Here is a 23,753-nt window from a genome sequence, read left to right as displayed (position 1 = left end):
ACTACTTACGTTCCTTCTTATTGGACGGAGCGAAGCGCGCGGCGAGAAGCCGGATGCGCTGTTCAAGCACCGGTATTGGGGGCTCGTCGGTGAGAAGGCCGTCGAGTGCGAGAGTGAAAACCTCGGCGGATGTGCTGTCGCCTCCAAGGATTTCAGTGGCGCTTTCGATGACGATCTGCCGGTGAAGCGCTTCGACCTCAGGGTCAATGCGCTCACATACGTCGAAGAACTCTCCAGCCATCGGGGCGCCGATCATGTCGGACCATGGTTCGATGACCATCAGGCGGCAGACCTCAAAGAGCCGATCTTGGGCGGTGCCTCGCATGGTCACAGCAGCTTTGGCAGCCGGGTGGCGCGAAACGAGCCATTCCGCGAAGACAGCGGTGAAGATGTCCTCTTTGTCCTTGAAGATTTTATAGAGCAGCGTTCGCGAGATTCGCGCCCTTTTGGCGATGTCGTCGAAGGACGTCTTCGCGAATCCAAAATTCAGAAAGCACCAGCGAGCCTCTGTCAGGATGCTCAGGCGACGTGCTTCCGCCTCTTGTTGAGAAAGCTGCTTGGTCATGAATGAGATACTCGCATAAGACGTCTTTGACAGAAAGTGCCAAATTTGTCAAAGTGTATAAATCGGAGGGGAGCATGCCGGTCGCGATAGCGGACAGAATTCAGGGGCAGAGTTGGGGATCGGCAATGACAAGGCGAATGCGGTCATCTCTCGCAAATTCGATGCACTGCTCGATGAATAGCGGGTGTGTAGCCGCGATCTCAGAATCCGTGAGCTATAGGGCGGCGTTCTATAGCTCATGCTGACAATTGAACCGTGGGCGCCAAAAATGGCGCCGGGAGTGTGATTGCGGCTTTATTCCTTGCTCAAACGGCTGCCAACGCTCGATTCCGAAGGCGGGCATTGGAATTATCGTTTGCCCGCGCCCGTGCAAACGAAAGCCGGCTCGTTCCACCATCCCTGACGAGATCACCGGGATGTCCCGGTGCTGTTGCCATGGGCGATCCAATGGTCAGACAGCTATGCCCGATGGGGGATTTCGATCTACATCAAGACAATTAGCACAAGCATGATAGGCCAGCACAAATTTGACCCGAACGGCTGGGTGTCGTGGAACCCCGGTTAATCCAGCTTCAGATGATAGCGCGTGTGCCTTAGTTCGCCTGTTCGGGTGAGTGCACCTTTTGCGACGAGATCCTGTAGGTCGCGTGTTGTCGTGGCGCGCGCCGCATGCGCGATGCTGATGTAGTTCTCGGCGCTCAGGCCACCTTTGAACCCATTGATGCCTTCCTCGAACATGCGCGCGATGACTTTACGCTGACGCTCGTTGAACTGATCGCGCAGGCGGTCATAGAATTTGGTCTTGGCGACATAGAACTCGACGCGCTTGTTGGTGATGTCCTGGGCTTTGAGAACGGTCTCTGCAAAATAAGTCAGCCAGTCGGTCACCTCGGTGGATTTGTTGTTGTGCTCCAGAGCATCGTAGTAGGCCTTACGTTTGCGCTCGATGGTGTAGGCGAGTGCAATGAGCGTGGGTTGGCCGAGGTTCTGGGCGAGCGATTTTTCAGCCAGCGCACGCGCAATGCGGCCGTTGCCATCTTCAAACGCATGGATGCTGACGAAATAGAGGTGGGCAAGACCGGCGCGGGTCAATGCGGGCAGCACGTTTGCGCCGCCGGGGGCGGTCTCGTTGAACCAGGTGATGAAGGCCTCCATCTCTTTTGCCATGCGCTCGGAGGGGGGCGCCTCGAAATGAACCTTGCGGCGCGTGATCGGGCCGGACACCACCTGCATCGGATCGGGGTGTTTCCGGTAGTCGCCGATTACGCGGATAGAGTCGGCGTCCGCCATCAGCATCGTGTGCCACTTGAACAGTGTCTCATGGGTGAGGGGCGCAGCGAAGGTGCGGTAGAGATCGACCATCATGTCCACGACGCCGCGTTCAGCGGCTGGAACCCCTCTTTGGTCCGTGGCGAGGCCGAACTGGTAGCGCAGGGATGATTGGACGCTGTTGCGGTCGAGGAGTTCTCCCTCGATCTCGGAGGTCTTGAGCGCCTCCTCGCTGATGAGTTCGATACGCAGGCTGGTCTGGTCGTCCGGAGTGACGTGCTTGAAGGCTCCGATGAATTCACCGGAGTGCAGTAGGAAGTCAGCCTCCACTTTCTCCAGCCGTTTGCCGTCATAGGAGAAATGAGGCCAATCGGGGTCTTCCCAGATCCAGGGCATGAGTTATGAGCTTCCTTCTATAACTCATAATCGGACTTCTGGTGAGTTATAGCAAGATATTCTATCGCTCAGACCCAATGGTGTTTGGCAATATGGTACCGTCATCGCAGAAGAGGGGCGTCATCGTTTGCCCACGCCTGTCCGCCGCACTGGAATTCACCTGTGCCGCTCTCCCTATGTTTATGGATAGGATTTGACCATGAACCGGACCGAAGCCCTGAAGAGATTGCGGGCGTTTACCGGCGCTCTCAAAGAGCGTGGGGCAACCTCGCTTTATCTGTTCGGCTCGACCTCTCGCAAGGAGGCGAACGCGAAGAGCGATCTCGACCTCTTCCTGGATTACAACCCTCGTAGCAGGTTCAGCGCCTTTGACCTGGTAGCCGCCAAGCGCATGCTGCAGGAAGGGTTGGGGGTCGATGTGGACCTCACCACCAGAAGCGGACTGCATCCCTTGATCCGCAAGAAGGTTGAAGCCGAGGCCATTCGGGTCTTCTGATGCCGCGTCCCCCTCTGCTCCGCATTCACGACATGCTGGATGCCGCCAAGGAGATCGAACGGGCCATCCGCGGAATGAGTGATCGGGATTATCAAAGATCATGGGTGCTGCGCTCCGCACTGGAGCGCGGGATCGAGATTATCTCCGAGGCCAGTCGAAGTACCAGAATGTCGATGAGCGCATCATCTGGAATGCGTTGAAGAACGAGCTTCCGCCGCTCAAGGAGGCGCTGCTGGCTTTGCAGGATGTATTGGCAGACGAGTAGCGCTTCATGCATAGGATAGCTAGTGGACTTGAACTTAAGCCGGCTCAGCAGAGCGACTTTGCGATGGCGCTTGATCTCTATGTCGCGACCATGGAGCCCTACGCGGCGGAGCTCATGACGTGGGACGATGCAAAGCAACGTGAAAGTTTCGCGTCACAATGGACGACCGAAGCTTCGGAGGTCATCGTTTTCGAGGGGCAAGCCATCGGTTGGTTTGAGGCACAAATCACAAAGACAGGAGTTTTGCTTCAGCAGTTCTTCATTGCGCCTGACCACCAAGGAAAAGGCATTGGTACGCATGTGCTTGAGCATCTTCTGGCGAGATGGTCGAAGATGGGTGTACCGATTTTCCTGACTGTGCTGAAAAATAATCCGGCACGCAGGCTCTACGAGCGGCTTGGGTTTGTGGTGGTCGGTGAGGTCGGCGTCAAATTCCAGATGAAGCGTAGCGCTGCGGACCTGTGCTGACTTGTTTGGCAGGTTACGTTTTCAAAAAAAAACTGTGAGGCAGTCATCGTTCGCAGCACTTCGGCTGCAAACGATCAGCCTGCGCCAAAGGCGACGGCGGGCTTTATTCTTGAAGGGCAGGGTCGTTGACGTTTGCCCACGCTGTGCCAACGAAAGCCAGGCTCTTGCCACCATCCCTGACGAGATCACCGGGATGTCCCGGTACTGTTGCCATGGGCGATCCAATGGTCGGACAGCTATACCGGATGCGAGGCAAGCGTAGTGGTAGTCTAGAGCGAGAGAACTAGAGGCCGGATCACCGTCGCACGGCAACATCGTGTCGTCGTGCGACGGGCTCCCGAGCAAAAACACGTTGCCCGACTATCCAGCACCGAGCAGCGAAATCGCTTCATCGCGCTCATACAGATAGAGCAGGCAGCGCAGCGCTTCGCCGCGTTCACCCGTGAGTTTCGGGTTGTCCTTCATGATCCGCAGCGCCTCGTCACGGGCTTGCGTGATCAGCTGCGCATGCACTTCCGAGCGCGCGATGCGATAGCCGGGCAGGCCTGATTGCCGCGTGCCCAGCACATCGCCTTCGCCGCGCAGCTTGAGGTCTTCCTCGGCGATCCGAAAACCATCGGTCGAATCCTTGATCACCGTGAGGCGCTTCTTGGCGATCTCGCCCAGCGGCTCGCGATAGAGCAGCAGGCAGGTCGATGTTTCTGAGCCGCGGCCGATGCGGCCGCGCAGCTGATGCAATTGCGCGAGGCCGAAACGCTCGGCATTCTCGATGACCATGATGGTTGCCGCCGGCACATCGACGCCGACTTCCACCACCGTGGTGGCCACGAGGATCTGTGTTTCGCCGGCAGCAAAGCGCGCCATGGCGGCGTCCTTTTCCGGCCCGCGCATGCGGCCATGGACGAGGCCGACCTTGTCGCCGAAACGCTGCTGCAGGCTTTCGAAACGCTCCTCGGCATTGGTGAGTTTTGGGCCGTCCATCTCGGACTCTTCGACCAGTGGCACGATCCAGTAGATCAGCTTGCCGCTGTCCACCGCACGGCCGACGCCGTCGATGATCTCCTGCAGGCGGCTCGCGGAAAACGTTCGCGTCTCGATGGGCTGGCGTCCGGCGGGCTTTTCACGCAGCTCGGAAATGTCCATGTCGCCGAAATAGGTCAGCACCAGCGTGCGCGGGATCGGCGTCGCCGACAGCACCAGCACGTCCACGGCGTTGCCTTTGTTGGTGAGTGCGAGGCGCTCGCGCACGCCGAAGCGATGCTGCTCATCGACCACGGCGAGGGCGAGCGACTTGAAGATCACGTCGTCCTGGATCAGCGCATGGGTGCCGACGAGAAAATCGATCTCGCCAGACTCCAGCCGCGCCAAAATGTCCTTGCGCTCGCGGCCCTTTTCGCGGCCCGTCAGGATCGCGACGGTGAGGCCGGCCCGTTCGGCCAGCGGTGCGATGGTCTTGACGTGCTGGCGCGCGAGGATTTCCGTGGGCGCCATCAGGGCGGTCTGCTTGCCGACCTCCGCCACGGCCGCCGCAGCAAGCAGTGCGACCACCGTCTTGCCCGAGCCGACATCGCCCTGCAGCAGGCGCAGCATGCGCACGGGCTGCGTGAGATCATCAGCGATGGCGGCCGATGCCTGCTGCTGCGACGGCGTCAGCGCATAGGGCAGGGCATCGATGATTTTCCGGCGCAATGCGCCATCGCCGGCATTGCGGTCGCCGGCCGGACGCCGCAACTGCGCGCGCACCAGCGCCAGCGCGAGCTGGCCGGCCAGCAGCTCGTCATAGGCAAGGCGCGACCAGAACGGGCCGTCCGGCAGGATGTCGGTCAGTTCCTGCGGGACGTGCACGCGCTGGAGCGCGTCCGCAAAGGATGGAAACTTGCAGCGACGAAGGACGTCGGCGCCGATCCATTCCGGCAGGTCCGGCAGCTTGGTCAGCGCCTGCGCGATCGCCTTGCGCAGCGCGGTGATCGCGAGCCCTTGTGTGAGCGGATAGACCGCATCGATGCCGGTGAGCTTGGCAAATCCTTCCTCATCCACCACGCGATCGGGATGGGTCATCTGCAGCATGCCGTCGAACAGCTGCGTGGTGCCGGAGACGTAGCGCTTCTCACCCTCGGGCAGCAGTTTCTCGATCTGGCCGGGATAGGTGCGGAAATAGGTCAGGATCACCGTGCCGGTATCGTCGGCGCAGTAGACCAGATGAGGCGCGCGGGAGCGGCCGGGCGGCGGCGGGCGATGACGCTCGACGATGACCTCCAGCGTCACCATGGCGCCGATCTCGGCCTCGTTGATCTTCGGCCGCTGGCGGCGGTCGATGACGCTCGCGGGCAGGTGCAGCAGCAGATCGACGATGCGCGGGGTCTCGTCGCGACCGAGCAGGAAGCGGAACAGTTTTTCCTGTTTGGGGCCGATCCCGGTCATGGCCGTGATCGGTGCGAACAGGGCGTTGAGGACTTCTGGGCGCATGGACCGACTCATGGAACGGCAGAATTCGCCGGATACCGCCAGACTTGGCGGCATTTTGGAGCGAAAGCAATCCGCGCAGGCCCGCTTTGCGTGCGTGAGGTGCTGACAACGGGGCAGGCGCTCGCTATATGCACCCGGCCCGGCATGTCCGGGCTTTTGGCGTTGAACTTCAGCCGCTTGGGAACGAACGAATGACGGGTACGACACGATCGAGCAACGGGCTGGATGATCGCCGCAAGCGGCTTTTGTATCGCTGCTGGCATCGCGGCACGCGCGAGATGGACCTGATCCTCGGCCGCTTTGCCGATGCCGAGATCGGCATTCTCGCAGATTTGGAGCTCACCCAGCTCGAAGCACTGATCGCCCTTGAGGATCCCGAACTCTATCCGGCCTTTGTCGGCGACACCCAGCTGGCGCCGGAATACCACACGCCGCTGTTCGAGCGGATCAAAGAGTTCCGCAATCTGGACAAGGTCTGATGAAATCTCCTGTTGCCTCGCCGGCCTCGCAGCTCCTGCCCGGCAAGGCGCTGACCTTTGCCAATGTGAGCGAAGGCGCCGAAGGCCTGATCGTTGCCGATCTCGCCCGTGCCGTCGCCGCCAAGCCGAAGCCGCCGGCGGTGAGCCTCGCGGTCGTGTGCCGCGACGGCCCGCGCATGCAGCAGCTTGCGCGCGCGCTGCAATTCTTCGCGCCGGATCTGCCGGTGCTGCAATTCCCGGCCTGGGACTGCCAGCCTTACGACCGCGTCTCGCCCTTCGCCGGCGTTCTCGCCCAGCGCATGACGGCGCTGGCGCAGCTGTCGCGCCTCACCGGCAGCGACAAGCCGATGATCGTGCTGACCACCGTGAACGCCATGGTGCAGCGGGTGCCGACACGCGACATCGTCGCGGCGCAGGCGCTGTCGGTGGCGCCGGGCAATGTGGTGCCGATGGACAACATCGTCGCCTGGCTCGAACACAACGGCTACAGCCGCTCCTCCACGGTGCGCGAGCCCGGTGAATATGCCGTCCGCGGCGGCATCCTCGATCTGTTTCCCGCCGGGCTGGAAATGCCCGTGCGGTTCGACTTTTTCGGCGACAGCCTGGAATCCATCCGCACCTTCGATGCCGAAACGCAGCGCACCGAACTCACGATGCGTGGCCTCGATCTCGTGCCGGTGTCCGAATTCCAGCTCATCACCGAGACCATCCGCCGCTTCCGCATGGGCTATGTCGCCGAATTCGGCGCGCCCGAGCGAGACGACCAGCTCTATGAGGCCGTCAGCGAAGGCCGTCGCCATCCCGGCATGGAGCATTGGCTGCCGCTGTTCCAGGAGAAGATGGACACGCTGTTCGATTATTTCGATCGCACGCCCATCGTGATGCAGTCGCTGGCCGAAGACGCGGCCAGCGAGCGCTTCAAGCAGATCCAAGATTATTACGAGGCCCGCAAGGACGCCATGGGCATGGCCGGCGGCGGCGCCATTTACAAGCCGTTGCCGCCGGACCGGCTGTATCTCTCCGAAGACGAGTGGAAGCAGCGGCTGCGCGAGCGCGCCGTGGCGCGGCTGTCGCCGTTTGCGGTGCCTGAGGGCACTGCGGATACGGTTGATGCCGGTGCGCGGCAAGGCCGCGACTTCGCGCCGGAGCGTGCCGACAGTTCCGTCAACGTGTTCGAACGTGTCGTTGCGCATATCCAGTCGCTGCAATCGGCGCGCAAGAAGGTGGTCGTGGCACTCTGGAGCGAAGGCTCTCGCGACCGCATGGCGAGCATGCTCAAGGATCACAAGCTGCTCAATCTGCAGATGGTGAATTCCTGGCGTGCCGTGAACGCCGTGCCGCGCAACGAGGCGTCGCTGGCCGTGGTCGGCATGGAATCGGGCTTCGAGACCGATAACGTCGCCGTCATCAGCGAGCAGGACATTCTCGGCGATCGCCTCGTGCGCCCGCGCAAGGCGAGCCGCAAACTCGATAATTTCATATCCGAAGTCACCTCGCTTTCGGCCGGCGATATCGTGGTTCATGTCGAGCACGGCATCGGCCGCTTCGTCGGCCTGCAGACGCTCGAAGTCGGCGGAGCACCGCATGACTGTCTCGAACTGCGCTACGCCAACGAGACCAAGCTCTATCTGCCGGTCGAGAATATCGAGCTGCTGTCGCGCTACGGCTCCGACCAGACGAATGTCGAACTCGACAAACTCGGCGGCTCCGGCTGGCAGGCCCGGAAAGCAAAACTCAAGAACCGCATTCAGGAAATCGCCGGCGAACTCATCAAGATCGCGGCCGAGCGCCATCTGCGCGAGACCGAAAAGATCTCGATCCCGCGCGAGCAGTATGACGAATTCTGCGCGCGCTTCCCCTATGAGGAAACCGAGGATCAGCAGAACGCCATCGACGCGGCGCTGCATGATCTCGAAAGCGGCAAGCCGATGGATCGCCTGATCTGCGGCGATGTCGGCTTCGGCAAGACGGAAGTCGCCATGCGCGCCACCTTTGGCGTCGCGATGGAAGGCAAGCAGGTCGCCGTTGTGGTGCCGACCACGCTGCTTGCTCGTCAGCACGCCAAGAACTTTGCCGAGCGTTTCCGCGGTTTCCCCGTGAATGTCGCGCAGGCCTCGCGCCTGGTGACGCCGAAGGAACTGTCGGCCACGAAGAAAGGCCTCGCCGATGGTTCCGTCGATATCGTCGTCGGCACCCATGCGCTGCTCGGCAAGTCGATCAAGTTCAAGGATCTCGGCCTTGTCGTGGTGGACGAGGAACAGCATTTTGGCGTGACGCATAAGGAGCGGCTCAAGCAGCTCCGTGCCAATGTTCATGTGCTGACGCTCTCGGCAACGCCGATCCCGCGTACGTTGCAGCTTGCGCTGACCGGCGTGCGCGATCTCTCGATCATCGCCTCGGCGCCGGTCGATCGTCTCGCCGTCCGCACCTTCGTGGCGCCGCACGATCCGCTGATGATCCGCGAAGCGCTGCTGCGCGAACGCTATCGCGGCGGGCAGGCCTTCTATGTCGTGCCGCGTATCGAGGATCTCGCCGGGGTGAAGGATTTCCTCGACAAGCATGTGCCGGAGATGAAAGTCGCCGTGGCCCATGGCCAGATGGCGCCGACCGTCATCGAGGATATCATGTCGGCCTTCTATGACGGCAAATACGACATCCTGCTGTCCACCACGATCGTGGAATCCGGCCTCGATATCCCGAATGCCAATACGCTGATCATCCACCGCGCCGATATGTTCGGTCTCGCGCAGCTCTATCAGCTGCGCGGCCGTGTCGGCCGTTCCAAGCTGCGCGCCTATGCGCTGTTCACGCTGCCGGCGCAGCAGAAGATCACCGGGCAGGCGGAGCGTCGCCTGAAGGTGCTGCAGTCGCTGGAAAACCTCGGCGCAGGATTCCAGCTGGCGTCGCACGATCTCGACATCCGCGGCGCCGGCAATCTGCTTGGCGAGGAGCAGTCCGGCCATATCAAGGAAGTCGGTTTCGAACTGTACCAATCGATGCTGGAAGAGGCGATCCTCGCGCTCAAGTCCGGCATCTCCGAGCCGATCGCCGACAGGTGGTCGCCGAGTATTACGCTGGGCATGCCGGTGATGATCCCCGACGATTTCGTCGCCGATCTGTCGGTGCGGCTATCGTTGTATCGTCGTCTCGCCGATCTCGACACCGACGAGGAGATCGAGAGCTTTGCCGCCGAACTGCGCGACCGTTTTGGCGTTCTACCGGACGAGGTGCGTTACCTCTTCAAGATCGCCGCGATCAAATCCTATTGCCGCCGCGCCAATGTCGAGAAGGTCGATGCCGGCCCGAAGGGCATGTCGCTGGTCTTCCGCGACAACAGCTTTGCCGAGCCGGAAAAACTGGTGGCCTTCATCCGTCGTTACGGCGCTGCGGCGAAGGTACGCCCGGACATGAAGGTGGTGTTCCTGCAGGAATGGGATACGCCGGAAGATCGCCTCGAAGGCGCGACGGATATCCTGCGTGATCTCGCAAACCTCGCGGAGAGCGGCAAGAAGGCGGCGTGATTTTGTAGGGTGGGCAAAGCGCAGCGTGCCCACCTTCAAATGCACAGCTGGTCGTGGTGGGCACGCTGCGCTTTGCCCACCCTACAGTCAAAGCAAAACAAAAGGCCGCAAGCGTTTCCGCTGGCGGCCCTTCGTCCGAACTACGCAATCTTACTTCGGATACTTGAATTCCGGAGCAGCCTTCAGCGCATCCTTGGTGGTGTTCATGGTCGCCACCCACTTGTTGTCCTTGAGGCTGACCTTCACGGATGCTGGCGATACCGCGACATAACGCTCGCCGACGCCGAGGAAGCCGCCGACGGACAGGATCATGGCGTCGACCTGATTGTTCTTGATGGCAAGGTCGGTGATTTCGCCGACGGTTTCATTCGCCTGATTGGTGATGTTCAGGCCCTTGAGCTTGGACGAGAACATTTCATCCTTCGACACCGTCGAATACTTTGCCTCGGCTGGCGCTGCACCCGTGGTGGCTGCGGCCGGAGCCGTGGTCGTCGTGGTGGTTGACTGCGCCAGCGCCGGGGAGGCGAGCAAGGCGAGCGAGGTGGTGATGATTGCGAGTTTTTTCATTGTTGTCGTCTCCGTTTCGGATACCCCAACAATACGAGGCAATGAGCATCGTTCCGCTCATTGCGGAATTGTCATGAAGCCGCGCGCTGGCTGGTCTGCTCCTGCAGACGCTCCATCAGAGATTTTGCGGTGTCGTCCGGATTCATTCCGGTCACCTTCACGCGCGGGTCGTTGCGCGCATCGCGCTTGGGGCCGTGCATGGTGTGCTTCATCACGGCTGACAGGCGTCGCGCGATCATGTGCGCATTGCGCGGATCGGTCTCCGCGAACATCACGATGATCGATCCATCTTCGCAAAGCGTCCCGAAGTCGATCTTGCGCATCAGCCGGCTGATGATCCGGGCGGCGTCGCGTTGCGCGCGCAGCGATATGTCCTTGAACGTGAAGCGTGCGGCAGAGAGGCCGCCACCGCGCGTCTGGGTGTGATAGACCGCGGTCGCAAGGTCGCGTTCGAACGCCTGTAGCGTCAGCAGGCCGGTCGCGGCATCGATCAGGCCTTCGGAATCGATGGAGCGCAGCGTGCGGTTCAGTCGTGCCTCGAAGGCGCGCTGCCGCACCAGGGGCAAGGCGATCCGGGTGACGTCATCGGCCTCGCCGGTGACCATCTCGAAATTGGCGAGGTCGTAACTTTGCGCGAGGCCCGGCGCCGTCACGATGACGGGCAGGCTGCGGAAGCGCGGGTCTTCCGTCAGCACCGTGAGGAAGGCATCGATCACGCGCGGTGTAAATCCGTCGCCGATCACGATGCCGTCGAGGTCACGCGCATTGAGGTGTTTGGCGGCGGCCTCGATACTCAGTGCGCCGACCAGGCTGACATGCGCGCCGAGCGCGACCGACAGCGCAGCATGGCTGCCGCTGCGGCCGACCAGCATGACCGTCGCATCGTCGAGCGGGTCGGGCGCATTGGTCGTGAAGCTGTGGAGATTGTCGGCCGTGAGCCGGCGCAACACAGTGGCGTGCAGCGTGCGGATCCGCAGCGCATTGCGCAGCCGGGCGCTCAGTCGTTCGAACTGGCCGCGGTCTCCGGTGAGCGGGATGGCGTGTCCAGGCAAAGCCGTCACGGGATCAATGGCGATCAGCGGGATGTAGGGCTGGCGTGCGCCGAGCCTTGCGGTCAGCTTTTCAAAGGCCGGCATGTCCTCGGCCGTCGCCGAGGCGACCACCGCAGCCGGTTGGACGCGCGCCACGGCATCGAGCGCATCGGCCCATGTGGCATCGACCACCGGAAAGATGTTGCTCTCGGCCAGGGCTGTCGCAAAGGGCGCAGGTTGCTGATTGGAAATGGCAACGATGGTCGCCTGATCGGACATGCGCGCGTGGACCCTGACGGAGATAAGTAGGGTCACGCTAGCGTGATGTCGTTAATGCGCGGTCAATGTATTGGGCGAGTAACGACGTTGATTTTACTTGCTTTCGTTCAGTCGAGTTCAAGGTCTAGGTCATGCTTCGTTTTTGGTACATCTCAGAATGGCAACCTCGCTGTTGCTCTTCAGAGCTTCGCGGCTGTAGCGCTGGGTGGTTACGATGCTCGCGTGACTGGCCTGCTTGTGTGTTTCTCCAAGTTGTCGTCCTTGATATCGATCATCTCGCTTGCCTCACCGGCGCGGCTATCCATGTTGCGGATCAATGACGGAATTTTCGCCGTCTTGGCGGCTTCACGCCACTGCTGGCGAAATGCTGGCTGCTTCCACGATCGACCGTTTATCTCGCTGACGATGATCGGGCTAGATCGGCGATCTTCCGGCACTTTAGCCAATTCCTCGGCCACCATCGAGTAGAGCTTGATGTCGAACTCGAGTACCTTGGCCCTGCGCGCCTTGGACATCTGGTGGCGCAGGATCATGTCGGCATCGATTTCTTCTCAGTGAGGGCTTAGAACCCACTTCAACCCATGACATCCGACGAGGCATTGTCATCCATCGGCGCCCGTTTGCCGATCACGTCTTTTTGGCACAAGGTCAGCTCGAACTGAAAGGCTTGCGCTAAAGTCACGGAAAGCTGCCCGCGCTCGTGAGCGGAGGCTTGGATGGTATTGGCTTGAGATCGCGACAACCTCTGCGGGCGCTACGTTGCTGAACCCCACGATTTGTAGGATCGTTTGTAGCCGTATGCAGTCCGGGTATGAAGCGCGGCGTGCCGTTCGATTTCGAAAGTCGCGCCGAATTTCGAGACCAAGCGCAGGATATTCATGGCGGAGTCGCCGTTCGATACGCGCCTGGCGTGGCGCCTACAACGCCCGATGCGATCGTGACTGCATTCGAGTCGGTCAGGGGGCGGACGAGGCAAGTGATGCTAGCTTTTCAATAATTATCGCCAGGATGTGCGTAGCGTTCGGGATGCCAGTCACGAGGCTCTTCGCGCTCGATGTCCCACCTTCGATCACCTCACCAAACGCGAAGCTCGACGAATTTGACACGGTTAACGTCTGCGTTCGCGGAAGGGGCTCGATGACAGTCACCGCGCACGACAGTCCATCGATTGCGACAGCCGTTGTCAAGCAAGTCTTACCTAAGTATCGGATATACTGACCGACATGCGCTGCGGTGAGAACGCGACAGATCCGCTTATTGTCAAGGTAATCGAGCCAGTCAGTGCAAACGGCGTTAGCGGCAACGCCTGGCGGCACAAACTCGTTGTTTGATAGACGACGAAATCGACGAGGCGCGCGGGCCCAGGAAGATTAGCCAGACGCCCCGCATAGCAATTTCGGGCGAGAGCTCGCCGGCCGAGAAACTTATCTGCAGGGATTTGCGCCGAGGCATGGCATCACCTCAGCGAGCCGTGGCCGCGAATTATCGGCGGCCGACGTTGAAGATCCGCGCGCAGGATTGGTTAAATACTGGGATCTCGCGGCGGCTGCGACTACGCATCGCGGTTTTCCGCAATTTTGAATCGGTCGCTAGCGGAATCGTCCGCGCCAAAGCTTTGCGATAGCGCTCTCCGACGCCCTGCAAGAATATCGCCTCGCACCGCTGGATCATTCCCTCACGATACCATGCGGGCCAAGCGCTTTCTGGTCCCCGCCAGATATAGTGCAGGATGACCTCCGCATCCTCCGATGGGTCGCAAAGAAGGGTCGATCCGTGGACTTCATACTTGACCGTACACCCTGAAACCTCGAGCGCGCGAATTTCCCGCACGTCTGTCGGCAGCGCGCACGCCCCAGTCCAAGGCTCCTGCGGGCTCCTCTGCACCGTGGCGTCGATCCGATCAAGTTTTTCGATCTCGGCCGGCTGCCTCCGATAGGTGAACTGCTCTAATTTGACAAAATTCTGTTAACCTTTCAATGCGATAGTAGCCACAGAACCTACGTTACGGAAAACGCCGTGACCGGATTGTTTCCGGTTCGAGTGGCCGCGGCATTCATGAATGAAAGGTCGGTTGTAGCCATGCTGGATGGTGGGATAGACGGCCGATAAGCGGCAACCCACCCGCACGCCGAACTGCAGAATCGCCGCTTCGTGTTGCCTCGCTCAGAAGGGTTAGTGTAGTGTCCGTGAATGTTCTTCGACGAGCGGACGTACTATGAAGGCAAACCTGCCAAAACGCGGTTTTGGGGGAATCAAGAAGGCGCGACCAGGCGATACGATGCCGTAATCGCGGCGACTGATCCAAGGCTTAATTCAATACTCGATGTCGGCTGTGGCGCAGGCGGCTTGCTCGCGCGTATCAAAGAACTCGGAATTTCACACGCGCGGTACACCGGCATAGACATTGTTCCTAGCTTCGTTGAAGAAGCGCGCCTTTGCCATTCAGAGGCAGCATTCGTTTGTGCTGATATCGCTACAGTGCCTCCGCCTGAGGCTGATTGGATTGTTGCTGTAGGTCTATTTGGCCATGAGCAAAAATTCTGGCAGGATCGGTTCAACTTGCTAACATCACTAATGATGAAATCAGCTAAGAAAGGCATTTGCTACACGCTGACTTCAACCCGCTCGCCTAAACGAAATATACAAGCTCACTATTGTGACCCTGAAGAATTCGGATCGGTTGATCACTCCTATTTGCCAAACGACTTCTTGGTCACCGTCAAGAAGTAAGGTATTCAGCGGCTAGAGAGCTGACTTGCGCGCTATGCCATTGCTGTCTTTCGCACCTGCGACCGCAATGCTCTCTGCGCCCTGATAGTTTTGTTCTGAACACTATCAAGATGGCGCCTGAACCGAGCAGTCCAGCGACGCCAGTACCTGTGTTAGCGCCGCCTCGATTGCGTGTAACGCACCTGTTTTCTCCACAAGCAGCGCCGCTGCCGGTCTGCCCGCAGAGCCAGTGCCACTGCATTCTGCGTTTATGTTGATCCAGCTCCGACGGAAGCTCCGCTGCGGGAACTCGGGGCGGTGACGCTGCTAAACGTCTCAGTAGCAATCAATACGTTTTCCGCGACAGTATTTGATCCGCTTGCGCTGCGACTGGCACCGCACAGTCATTGAAATCCCTGCCTGCAGTTGAGAGTTTCCTGTCACAGAGATGACGGTGAATATCTTGTGGTCTGATGGCATGAACGTCGGACTTTCCGATGCAGAGCTCATGCTCAGATATAGAGCGCGCTCCATAGTCTAAGTCGCGAGAGCCTGAGAGGGCGTCGTGGGAAGACTGCGCGGCACTCATGGCTAGCCTCGCGAATATCCACGGCGACGGTCGCGCATAAGATGCGAGCAGTCGGCTGCCTTACGGCGTGCCAGTTCTCGCTCAACCGTCCTCAGCTGCGGCTTAGCGATCAGGATCTTATGGTCGCAGGAGGAGTTCGGTCTGGGGAACACGTGTTTGCTATTCATCCAGCTGCCTTTCGTTCATCTGTGATGAACTTAAGGCCAATTAGACCACCGCCGTGACCGGCATGGGCGGTCAATGGCAAGCAGTGAACCCGTGCTGAGATTGCTCGTGTTTTCGATGCAGGGCCCAAGCTACTCCGCGCTCGCCCGGTCCCTGAATGCTTCGACCATCAACGGATTGAGGCCGAGCTCGTTGAGCGCTTCGCGCGCGCAGCCATTGTCGCTGGCGCGGCCGGCGAGGCGGTAGCCGCTGAGGCGGTCGGGCAGGGCCGTGAGCATGGCATTGTCGCCGAGCCGCTTGGCCCATTCGCCGAGGTCCTGCGCGAGAAAGCGATAGCCGCCCACGGACATTACGCCGGACGGCGGCGCCGTCACATGCAGTGCGCCGGTGCCCCGATCGAGCCGCGCCTGATAGCCGGTGTCCACATAGTCCAGCGGCTTGGCCGGGATCAGTCCATTGCTGGCATCCGCCTGCGCGGTATAGGCGAGTACGGGTACCATGGGTCCGCGCAGGCCGAGCGTGCCGCGTGGTGTCATCAGGGTTTCGCCAGCCACTGCCGAACCTGCAGCAGCCCGCGGTGCGCCGTGAGGGCCGGGCATGATGGTTGCGGGCAGGCCATCGCTGCCACGAATGGCGCCAAACAAGCCGGCCTCGCCGAACAGATAGACATCGGTGAAAGCAGCCTGTGTGGCCGGCCAGGCCGCGGAGCTTTCCACCTGCTCCGGCGCGCGCCACAGGCCGATGACATGCTTGAGCATCGGCGCACGGTCGAGCAGGCCGGCATCGGCAAGCCCCTGCGCGAATGGGGCGGGGGCAATCAGGACGTCGCATCCGCCATCGACGATCTCGCGCTCGAGCACCGCGCTGTCGAACGGATGATGCAGCGACAGCACGCCGCCTGACAGCAGCCACGTGACCAGCGATGAGGCGAGATGGCCGAAGGACGACGGCACCAATGCCGACATCACTGTCGCGCCCTGCGGCATGCCGCTTTCGAGGAAAACGGCGAGGCCGCCCGAAATCAGATTGAGATGCGTGCGCGGGACGGCGCGAAAACCGTCGGCGGTGATGTCGAATGTGATGATGGCCGCGCTGCGCGCGTCCGGTGCCGGCGGCAGCGGCTCCATGAACGGGCCGGCCAGTACATGGTCGAGCGGGGTCATGCCTTCGGGGAGATCGCTGCCGAACCCGCCGACATAGCGAATCGAGAAGGCTTCGGCGGCGGCGTTCATGACGAGGTCGGCGTGGCTGACGCCATCGATCCGGCTCGACGTCACGATGGCGCGGGCGCCGGAGCGATTCAGCGCCGTGGTGAGATCGTGCTGGCGCCAGAGCTGCGGCAGCAGCGCGGCAACCAGCCCGGCGCGGTGTGCGGCGAGTACCGTCAGCACGAACTCCACCGTATTGGGGAGCTGCAGGGCGATCACCGAGCCCGGCGGCAGGCCCATATCGATGAAATGTGCGGTCAGCGCGTTGATCTCGCGATCCGCCTGGGCAAAGGTCAGGCGCTGTGGCGGTGTCTGCGTCACGCGCATTTTGTCAGCGGGATCGACCAGGGCCAGCGCCTCCGGCTGCCGGAGCAGCGAGCGGCGAAACAGTCCATCGAGGGTGGGCGAATTGCTGGCTGAGGTCACGGCATCACTTCCGGTCGGGCGGAGCAGGTGTCGGCGGTCTGGCCCACCATGTCTCCGGCAGGGTGCCGACAAGCGCGGTGGTCGATGGCCGTTCTATCCGATTCCATCGCGCGAGCCATTGTTCACGCACGTTGTACAGGGGGATCGCGTAGGCCCCGGACATCCATGCGCGGTCAAGCGCGCGGACGGCAGCGACGAAATCCGTCCGCTCGCGGGCTTTCAGCATCTCCTCGATCATGGCGTCGATGGCTGGGTCCTTGGCGCCCATGTAATTGCGGGTGCCGGGCACGTCTGCGGCGTCCGAGCCCCAGTAAAAGGCCTGCTCGTTGCCGGGTGACAGCGAATTGTCCCAGCGGTTCGGCAGCATGTCGAATTCGTAATTGATGCGGCGCTGGTCGAATTGCACGCCGTCCACCGCGCGGATTGTGGCGGTGATGCCGGCGCGTTTGAGATCGCGCGCATAGGTCAGGGCGATACGTTCCTGATCGCGGGAGGTGACGAGGATCTCGAAGCTCAGCGGCGTCCTGTCGGAGGTCTTGCGCAGGACATTGTTGTCGAGGCGATAGCCGGCATCTTTCAGCAGCGTGAGCGCCGTGCGTAGCGCCGGGCGGTCGCGGCCGGAGCCGTCGCTGGCGGGGAGGCGATAGCTGCCGTCCATGATATCGGCCGGGATTTGCGCGGCATAGGGTTTCAGCAGCGCGCGCTCGCGGTCGTCTGCGGGGCGGCCATAGGCGGACAGGTCGGAGCCGGCAAAAATCCCGCCGGATCGTGCATAGAGATCGAAGAAGTAGTTGCGATTGATCCATTCGAAATCGAACAACAGCGTCAGTGCACGACGAACACGGATATCGGCAAAGACCGGTCGGCGGGTGTTGAAGACGAAAAATTCCGACGGCTTCGGCAGGCCGGTCGTGATGCTGTCGCGGATCACCTGACCGGACTTCACGGCCGCGAAATTGTAGCCCTCGTGCCAGCGCAGCGGTTCGTTCTCGACCCGAAAATCATAGAGGCCGCGGGTGAAGGCCTCGAACATGCCGTTCGATTCCCGGTAGTAATCGATGCGCAGCTCATCGAAATTCCACAGCCCCGACTGACCGGCAGGTCGCGGCCCCAATAATCGGGATTGCGGGTCAGGGTCACGCTGGCGCCAGGCCGCACATGGGTGACGGTATACGGCCCCGACCCCAGCGGCGGAGCCATCGACGTATCCTCGAAAGTCTCCGGATTGACGGCATGCTTGGGGAGGATCGGCATCAGGCCGAGGATCAGCGGCAATTCGCGATCTTTGGCTTCAGCGATATCGAAACGGATGGTGAGCGGGTCTTGCAGCTCGGCTTTGGTGACCTTGCCAAAGTACTGCCGAAAATGCGGCCGGCCGCGCTCCTTCAGGAGATGCCAGGAAAACAGGACATCCTCCGCCGTGACCGGCTTGCCATCGGAGAACCGCGCTTTGGGGTGGACGCGGAAAGTCACATAGGTCCGGTCATCGTCGGTCTCGACACTCTCGGCGAGCAGGCCGTACAGCGTGAAAGGCTCGTTCTGGCCGCGGGCCAGCAGGCTCTCGGTGACATAGCCGCGCATCTGCTGCACGGCGATGCCGCGGACGATAAACGGGTTCAGACTGTCGAACGTGCCCAGCACGCCCCAGGTGATCCGTCCGCCTTTCGCGGCGTTCGGATTGACATAAGGCATGTACTGGAAATCGGCTGGCAAAGCCGGCTGCCCATGCATGGCGATGGCATGCCGGGGCCCGGAATCGGCGACCGCGCGATCGGCGATGACGGAGAGCGCAGTCACGGCTGCAAGCAGGCCGTGCGCCCACCGCCGTCGCCACAGTTTTGAATGATTTGATTCGGTCCAATTCACCCAGGAACCCTATCATGGCTGTGTATTGGCCATGCGTAGCACGCATCAAATCGGCCTGTTGCCATTGATCTTTTCGCCCGCCGCTGTATTGGAGTGCGGGCAATTGACGAGGGCGGCGCGGCCTGTCACGTAACGGCCGTAATCGGCAGCGAGACACCCGGCAACGGGTGACTGACAGCGCCGCCTCCGGGATATGAGCGCCTCCGTTCAGAAAGGGTTTTCCGCAATGAATTTCCGTCTCTTGGCTGCGTCGGTGTTGCCGCGCGGGCGGGGCGTCGCGCTTCTCGCGGCGACGGCTCTGACCGCCGCTGTGGTCGCTCCGGACGCGTTCGCTCAGGCTCCTGCACCCGCTCCGGGCGCTCCCGCCCAAAAGGCTGCACCGGCCCCGAAGGCTGCGCCGAAAGCTGCCCCCAAGGCTGCCCCGGCCGCTCCCGCCCAGCAGGCTGCGCCGCAGCAGCCGCAGGGTGAGCAGCAGCAGGTTCAGCTGATCTACGCGCCGTGGACCAAGTTCTGCCTCAAGGGCCAGGACGCCAACGCCAAGCAGGTGTGCTTCACCGGCAAGGACGGCCGCATCGAGTCGGGTCAGCCCGTCATCGCCGCCGTCATCATCGAGCCGGAAGGCGAGCCGAAGAAGATCCTGCGCGTGACGCTGCCGCTCGGCATGCAGCTCGTGCACGGCACCCGCGTGATCGTCGACAGCAATGCACCGGCGCAGAGCCCCTATGTGATCTGCTTCCAGAACGGCTGCATGTCGGACTACGAAGTCACCCCGGAGCTGCTGGCCAATATGAAGAAGGGCCAGAACCTCGTCGTGCAGGCGATCAATTCCAACGGCGCACCGCTGACGCTGCCGCTGCCGCTGGCCGAATTCGCCAAAGCCTATGATGGCCCGCCGACCGATCCGAAGGTGTTCGAAGAAACCCAGAAGAAGCTGCAGGAAGAGCTGCAGAAGCGTGCGGCTGAAGCCCGCGCCAAGCTCGAAGCGCAGCAGCCTGCAGGCGGCGCTGCCCCGGCAGCTCCGGCCAATCCAGCCGCCAAGTAAGCGGTTCGGCCAGACAAACCAAAAGGCGCCCAGCGATGGGCGCCTTTTTCTGTTGGGGGCTATACATCCGGCCCTCATCCTGAGGAGCGGCCTCTCGGCCGCGTCTCGAAGGATGGCCGCAGACTTTGGCGTCAGGCCAGCTCATGGTTCGAGACGCGCGCAAGGGCGCGCTCCTCACCATGAGGGGTGGAGAAGGGCTTGGGGAATTTCGATCCTTGAATGGATGAGCGGAGCGAAAACCTATGCTGCTCCGCCTTGGCGGCAGGCCCGGCCGATGGGGTATCGTCAGTTCAGCGACGGATTGCGCTGGCGGTAACCGCCGCTCTTGTCTTTGACGAAGATCTCGGCGACCTGCGAATGCCGGATCGGCTCGCCGGACTCGTCCGGGACAAGATTCTGTTCGGAGACATAGGCGACATATTCGGAGTCCGAATTTTCCGCCAGCAGGTGATAGAAGGGCTGATCCTTGTGCGGACGCACTTCTTCCGGGATCGACAGCCACCATTCCTCGGTGTTGTTGAACACCGGGTCGATATCGAACACCACGCCCCGGAATGAATAGACCCGGTGGCGGACGATCTGTCCGATCTGGAATTTGGCGGTCCGCGCTTTAATCATGTCTGGTCGAATAGACCAGGATTGTGGCCGATGCTAGAGGCAAAACGACGGTTTTGCGACAGCCCGGCCGGATACCGATGAGCCGTCAGATGACCGTAACAGCCTTCAAGAGGCTCGCGCCGGACCGCGCGTAACGCTCTGATCGCGCGGTATATTTCGAGACTTTAAAATCGCCGGTCCAGGGACTATTCTGTCGGCTGACCCCGAGCAATGAAATGAATGCGGCGCGTGGCGTCAGTGGGCGCTTTGCTTGCCGTGATTTGCATGACATGTGCGTGGCATCCCATATCCGGATAATTGTCCTCGCGACGGACGCATCGAGGGGCGGCCGCAGCAGGTTGCTTGGAAGTTGGTTTGGATTGAGATCGTGAGCGACAACGGCAGGGATCGTAACATCAGGTTGTTCGGCCTTTGGCACGAACAGAACGGCGCATGTTTTTATTGCGACGGACCTACATTCATTCCGGAGCGTGAGAACAAGGACGCCGCCCGCGTGCGCCTGCGCATCGAAGCCGGGGTGTCGGGATCCGGCCGACATCTCAACCAGCATGTGGCAACCATCGACAAGGCGGCCAAGGCCATGGCCTGCAAGTTCTGCAATTGCAGCAGAGGCAGTCGGGACGCCGGCAAACACCGCACCGCCATGCAGACGCTGGTTGCCGCAGAACGCCACCCGGTGAACCGGCTCATCGAGAGCTACGATGATTGCCGTCTTGCCTGGACAACTTGCGTGTCGCAAACCGCGCTTGCCGGTCGCCGCGCTGTGCATGTTGCGTATGCGGATGCAGGTCCAGATCCCTCGGTTGAGATCTTGCGCGCAGATCAACTCTAGGGCCTTTTGCGAAGCGCGTTTCTTTCGCTCTCGCGTGCCGAATACGGTCTTATCCAGGTCCCGCGTTTCCATCGATCATGGTGCAGTCGCGCAAAGCGGACGCTTGGATGCCATAAGCGATCGAGATTGCACTGACATCTAACTGTTACAATAGTCCCTTAGGTACGTGCCTACTGCCGTGAACTCGCGTAACCCAAGGGTGATATTCGATGCCCGCGCCGTGTGTTGCGCGTCAGGGCGTTGTCATTCGCCTTGCTGCTGTCGTTACAGTTCTGTTGCTTGGTGGCCCGGTGTCAGCTTTGAGCGGTGTTCGAAGTTACGACATTCAAGCACAAGCGCTGGTGGCCGCACTTGCCGAATTCGCGGATCAGGCTGGAATGGCCGCTCTGGTCGATGCGGAGATTGCGCGGAACAGGACCTCTTCCAAGGTCAAAGGAAGGCTTTTGCCGCAGGACGCTTTGCGCATCCTTCTTGCTGGTACTGGCCTGTCATTCCGGCGCGTCAATGACACCGCCTTTGCGGTTGGTCCGAATACGCCGGAAGCGGTGATGGACGGACCGTCGGAGAGCCGCGGCAACGGCGTGTATAGCGCATATTTTGCGCGTATTCAGGACCAGACCGAACGCTCGCTCTGCAACGACCCCTACGTCGATCTCGGCGCAGAGCGGGGGTTGTGCAGGTATGGGTCGGACCGGCTGGTGCGGTCGATGCGGTCCATGTGGTCACAATGCTGGATGACGGGCGCCGCGCCATGCTGTCCGAGCGGATCATGCGGATCCGTGTCGCGCCGCCCCCGGCCGGCCTGCCGCAACCGGTCACGATGATCCTGCGCGGCGACGTTGCCCGCGCGCATTGCGCAATCGGACCCGCGGCTACGCCATGACGGAGAATTCGACCGTCCGCATGCGGGCTATTTTCGAGGACAAATATCAACGCTTTCGGGAGCGGTTGCGCCGCCGGCTCGGCTCCGACGCGTTGGCTATCGAGGTGCTGCACGAGACCTGGCTGCGGTTGGAGCGCATCGGCGATGCCAGCGCGATCCAGAAGCCGGAATCCTATCTGTTTCGGATGGCGCTCAACGAGGCTGCCGACAGGAAGGAGGCGGATAACCGCAAACTGTCTGCAGCCGAGGTCGATGCCCTGCGCCATATGATGGACCATATGCTCGATCCTGAACGGATTGCGGATGCCCGGCGGGAAATGGATGCTCTTGCGGCAGCGCTCAACGAATTGACGCCGAGGCGCAAGGCAATCTTCCTGCTCGCGCGGATCGACGAGATGAAACATACCGATATTGCGGCGCGGTTCGGCATCTCGCCGCGCATGGTCGAGAAGGAGCTCGCCCAAGCCTTGCACCATTGCGCACAGCGGCTCGGAAGAAAAGTTGTTCGCCGGTTCGGTCCCGGCGGTTCAAAAGAGTCATAGGGGGACGGTGGCTGAAAAAGAGGACCCCATGACGAATGCGGGCGGGACGCAGGCGCTGGAAGGTGAGGCGCAGGCATGGCTCATGCGCCTGACGTCAGGCGACGCCACCGCAGCGGATGCGCGGGCGCTGAAGGCGTGGTGCGGTCGCAGCGCCGCGCATGCGCGGGCTTTTGCCGAAGCGAATTTGCTGTGGGATCGTCTTGAGACAGCTGCCCGGCTGCCGGCCGTCGCGCCAGTCACGACCCATCTGGCGTCACAACGCGGCGTGCCGTCACGACGCTGGTTTCTTGGCGGAGCCATCGCCGCTTCCGTTGCCGGTGCCGGTTATCTGGTCGCTCGCCCGCCCATGGAGCTGTGGCCGTCGCCCCAGGAGCTCGCAGCGGATTATCGAACCCGCACGGCCGAGCGCCGCGAGATCGCCATGGGGGAGGGCGTTACGGTTGAGCTGAACACACGCAGCAGCCTGAACATAAGCCCGAGATCGAGTGAACGACAGATCGAGTTGATCGCGGGTGAAGCTGCGATATCGGTATCGTCGATGCAAACAGGAGCGCTGACGGTGCGCGCCGCTGGCGGTCTCGTTCATGCTGCAGACGCGCAATTCAATTTGCGATGTGATGCCGGTCGGTCGGTGGTCACCTGCCACCGCGGAGCGCTCGTGGTTGAATATGCGGGACGATCGGCCGACCTGCGCGCTGGCAGGCAGCTGGCTTATGCGGATGGCGTGGTCGGCGCGGCCGTGACGGTTGATCCGGCCATCGTGATGGCCTGGCGAGACGGGCAACTGGTATTCCGGCAAACGCCGCTTGCCGAGGTGGTCGATGAAGCCAACCGCTATCGCAATGGGCGCATCGTTCTGATGAATGAAGCGCTTGGCCGGCGCGCGGTCGATGCACGTATCGCGATCAACCGTGTGGACGATCTGATCGCGCTGGTCCGGGAAGCTTACGGTGCCAAGGTCACGTCACTGCCCGGCGCCATTGTCGTCCTGTCCTGAGCCGATTTACATACGAAATATTTGTGACACGGTTCAGTCCGGCCCTGCCTCCAACCGTCTTACGGGCAATCACG

The 23,753-nt window shown here is 61.4% G+C and carries 19 protein-coding genes and 1 pseudogene; 11 read left to right on the top strand and 9 right to left on the bottom strand.

The genetic code is table 11. From position 1 onward, the window contains the following. Window position 1: 1 nt before the first annotated feature. Together RPMA_RS15560 and RPMA_RS15555 are read right to left on the bottom strand one after the other, a co-directional pair. Complete coding sequence (locus tag RPMA_RS15560; protein WP_211908419.1) at window positions 2-565, bottom strand: TetR/AcrR family transcriptional regulator; 564 nt, start codon at window positions 563-565, stop codon at window positions 2-4. Window positions 566-1,126: 561 nt separating this feature from the next. Continuing rightward, the gene (locus RPMA_RS15555) at window positions 1,127-2,230 is read right to left on the bottom strand and encodes a Fic family protein (protein WP_211908417.1); all 1,104 of its coding nucleotides are present in this window, start codon (window positions 2,228-2,230) and stop codon (window positions 1,127-1,129) included. Window positions 2,231-2,429: 199 nt separating this feature from the next. On the opposite strand from RPMA_RS15555, the gene RPMA_RS15550 reads away from it, so the two are divergent. From RPMA_RS15550 to RPMA_RS15540, 3 genes are all read left to right on the top strand, one after another. Further along, window positions 2,430-2,726, top strand: a complete 297-nt coding sequence (locus tag RPMA_RS15550; RefSeq protein ID WP_211908415.1) for a nucleotidyltransferase family protein — start codon at window positions 2,430-2,432, stop codon at window positions 2,724-2,726. Next, the gene (locus tag RPMA_RS28575; RefSeq protein ID WP_408056442.1) at window positions 2,726-2,926 is read left to right on the top strand and encodes a HepT-like ribonuclease domain-containing protein; all 201 of its coding nucleotides are present in this window, start codon (window positions 2,726-2,728) and stop codon (window positions 2,924-2,926) included. Before RPMA_RS15550 ends, RPMA_RS28575 begins: the two co-directional genes overlap by 1 nt. Before the next feature lie 128 nt (window positions 2,927-3,054). Beyond that, a complete protein-coding gene (locus tag RPMA_RS15540) occupies window positions 3,055-3,459 on the top strand; it encodes a GNAT family N-acetyltransferase (RefSeq protein ID WP_211908411.1) in 405 nt (134 codons plus the stop codon). Between the two features lie 360 nt (window positions 3,460-3,819). On the opposite strand, the gene recG is transcribed toward RPMA_RS15540, so the two are convergent. After that, window positions 3,820-5,925, bottom strand: coding sequence for an ATP-dependent DNA helicase RecG (recG, locus tag RPMA_RS15535; protein WP_211908404.1), 2,106 nt, complete (start codon window positions 5,923-5,925; stop codon window positions 3,820-3,822). A gap of 191 nt (window positions 5,926-6,116) precedes the next feature. On the opposite strand from recG, the gene RPMA_RS15530 reads away from it, so the two are divergent. Both RPMA_RS15530 and mfd read left to right on the top strand, forming a co-directional pair. Further along, entirely contained in the window at window positions 6,117-6,404 is a 288-nt protein-coding gene (locus RPMA_RS15530; protein WP_211908402.1) for an FAD assembly factor SdhE, read from the top strand. After that, on the top strand, window positions 6,404-9,925 hold the full coding sequence (gene mfd / locus RPMA_RS15525; protein ID WP_211908400.1) for a transcription-repair coupling factor: 3,522 nt from the start codon (window positions 6,404-6,406) through the stop codon (window positions 9,923-9,925). Before RPMA_RS15530 ends, mfd begins: the two co-directional genes overlap by 1 nt. Window positions 9,926-10,075: 150 nt before the next feature. Here the strand turns inward: mfd and RPMA_RS15520 are convergent, their stop codons facing one another. The 3 genes from RPMA_RS15520 to RPMA_RS15510 form a co-directional block, all read right to left on the bottom strand. Next, complete coding sequence (locus RPMA_RS15520) at window positions 10,076-10,492, bottom strand: PRC-barrel domain-containing protein (protein WP_211908398.1); 417 nt, start codon at window positions 10,490-10,492, stop codon at window positions 10,076-10,078. 71 nt (window positions 10,493-10,563) lie between these two features. Beyond that, window positions 10,564-11,802, bottom strand: a complete 1,239-nt coding sequence (locus RPMA_RS15515; RefSeq protein WP_211908396.1) for a GGDEF domain-containing protein — start codon at window positions 11,800-11,802, stop codon at window positions 10,564-10,566. Between the two features lie 209 nt (window positions 11,803-12,011). Continuing rightward, window positions 12,012-12,335 carry a hypothetical protein gene (locus RPMA_RS15510; protein WP_211908395.1) on the bottom strand — a complete coding sequence of 108 codons (324 nt, stop codon included), beginning with the start codon at window positions 12,333-12,335 and terminating at the stop codon, window positions 12,012-12,014. A 1,657-nt stretch (window positions 12,336-13,992) separates the two neighbouring features. On the opposite strand from RPMA_RS15510, the gene RPMA_RS15505 reads away from it, so the two are divergent. Next, on the top strand, window positions 13,993-14,532 hold the full coding sequence (locus RPMA_RS15505) for a class I SAM-dependent methyltransferase (RefSeq protein WP_211908393.1): 540 nt from the start codon (window positions 13,993-13,995) through the stop codon (window positions 14,530-14,532). An 864-nt stretch (window positions 14,533-15,396) separates the two neighbouring features. Here the strand turns inward: RPMA_RS15505 and RPMA_RS15500 are convergent. Together RPMA_RS15500 and RPMA_RS15495 are read right to left on the bottom strand one after the other, a co-directional pair. Further along, the gene (locus tag RPMA_RS15500; RefSeq protein WP_211908391.1) at window positions 15,397-16,899 is read right to left on the bottom strand and encodes a class I adenylate-forming enzyme family protein; all 1,503 of its coding nucleotides are present in this window, start codon (window positions 16,897-16,899) and stop codon (window positions 15,397-15,399) included. A gap of 4 nt (window positions 16,900-16,903) precedes the next feature. Next, window positions 16,904-18,630 (bottom strand): annotated as a pseudogene (locus RPMA_RS15495) (extracellular solute-binding protein). Between the two features lie 361 nt (window positions 18,631-18,991). On the opposite strand from RPMA_RS15495, the gene RPMA_RS15490 reads away from it, so the two are divergent. After that, the gene (locus RPMA_RS15490; RefSeq protein WP_211908389.1) at window positions 18,992-19,807 is read left to right on the top strand and encodes an invasion associated locus B family protein; all 816 of its coding nucleotides are present in this window, start codon (window positions 18,992-18,994) and stop codon (window positions 19,805-19,807) included. A 285-nt stretch (window positions 19,808-20,092) separates the two neighbouring features. Here the strand turns inward: RPMA_RS15490 and hspQ are convergent, their stop codons facing one another. Then, the gene (gene hspQ, locus RPMA_RS15485; protein ID WP_211908387.1) at window positions 20,093-20,425 is read right to left on the bottom strand and encodes a heat shock protein HspQ; all 333 of its coding nucleotides are present in this window, start codon (window positions 20,423-20,425) and stop codon (window positions 20,093-20,095) included. Window positions 20,426-20,792: 367 nt separating this feature from the next. Here hspQ and RPMA_RS15480 point away from each other — a divergent pair, with 367 nt between their 5' ends. The 4 genes from RPMA_RS15480 to RPMA_RS15465 all read left to right on the top strand — a co-directional run bounded on the left by RPMA_RS15480 (window position 20,793) and on the right by RPMA_RS15465 (window position 23,679). Continuing rightward, window positions 20,793-21,257, top strand: coding sequence for a hypothetical protein (locus RPMA_RS15480; RefSeq protein ID WP_211908385.1), 465 nt, complete (start codon window positions 20,793-20,795; stop codon window positions 21,255-21,257). Window positions 21,258-21,930: 673 nt separating this feature from the next. After that, complete coding sequence (locus RPMA_RS15475) at window positions 21,931-22,140, top strand: hypothetical protein (RefSeq protein WP_211908383.1); 210 nt, start codon at window positions 21,931-21,933, stop codon at window positions 22,138-22,140. 65 nt (window positions 22,141-22,205) lie between these two features. Continuing rightward, window positions 22,206-22,682, top strand: a complete 477-nt coding sequence (locus tag RPMA_RS15470) for an RNA polymerase sigma factor (RefSeq protein WP_249225214.1) — start codon at window positions 22,206-22,208, stop codon at window positions 22,680-22,682. A 28-nt stretch (window positions 22,683-22,710) separates the two neighbouring features. Next, window positions 22,711-23,679, top strand: a complete 969-nt coding sequence (locus tag RPMA_RS15465; protein WP_211908379.1) for a FecR family protein — start codon at window positions 22,711-22,713, stop codon at window positions 23,677-23,679. The last annotated feature ends 74 nt before the right edge of the window (window positions 23,680-23,753 follow it).

Origin of the sequence: Tardiphaga alba (genome assembly GCF_018279705.1) — a bacterium.
Taxonomy (GTDB): Bacteria; Pseudomonadota; Alphaproteobacteria; order Rhizobiales; family Xanthobacteraceae; genus Tardiphaga; species Tardiphaga alba.
Note: the sequence above shows the minus strand (reverse complement) of the source record. Positions and strands in the feature narration are given on the sequence as shown.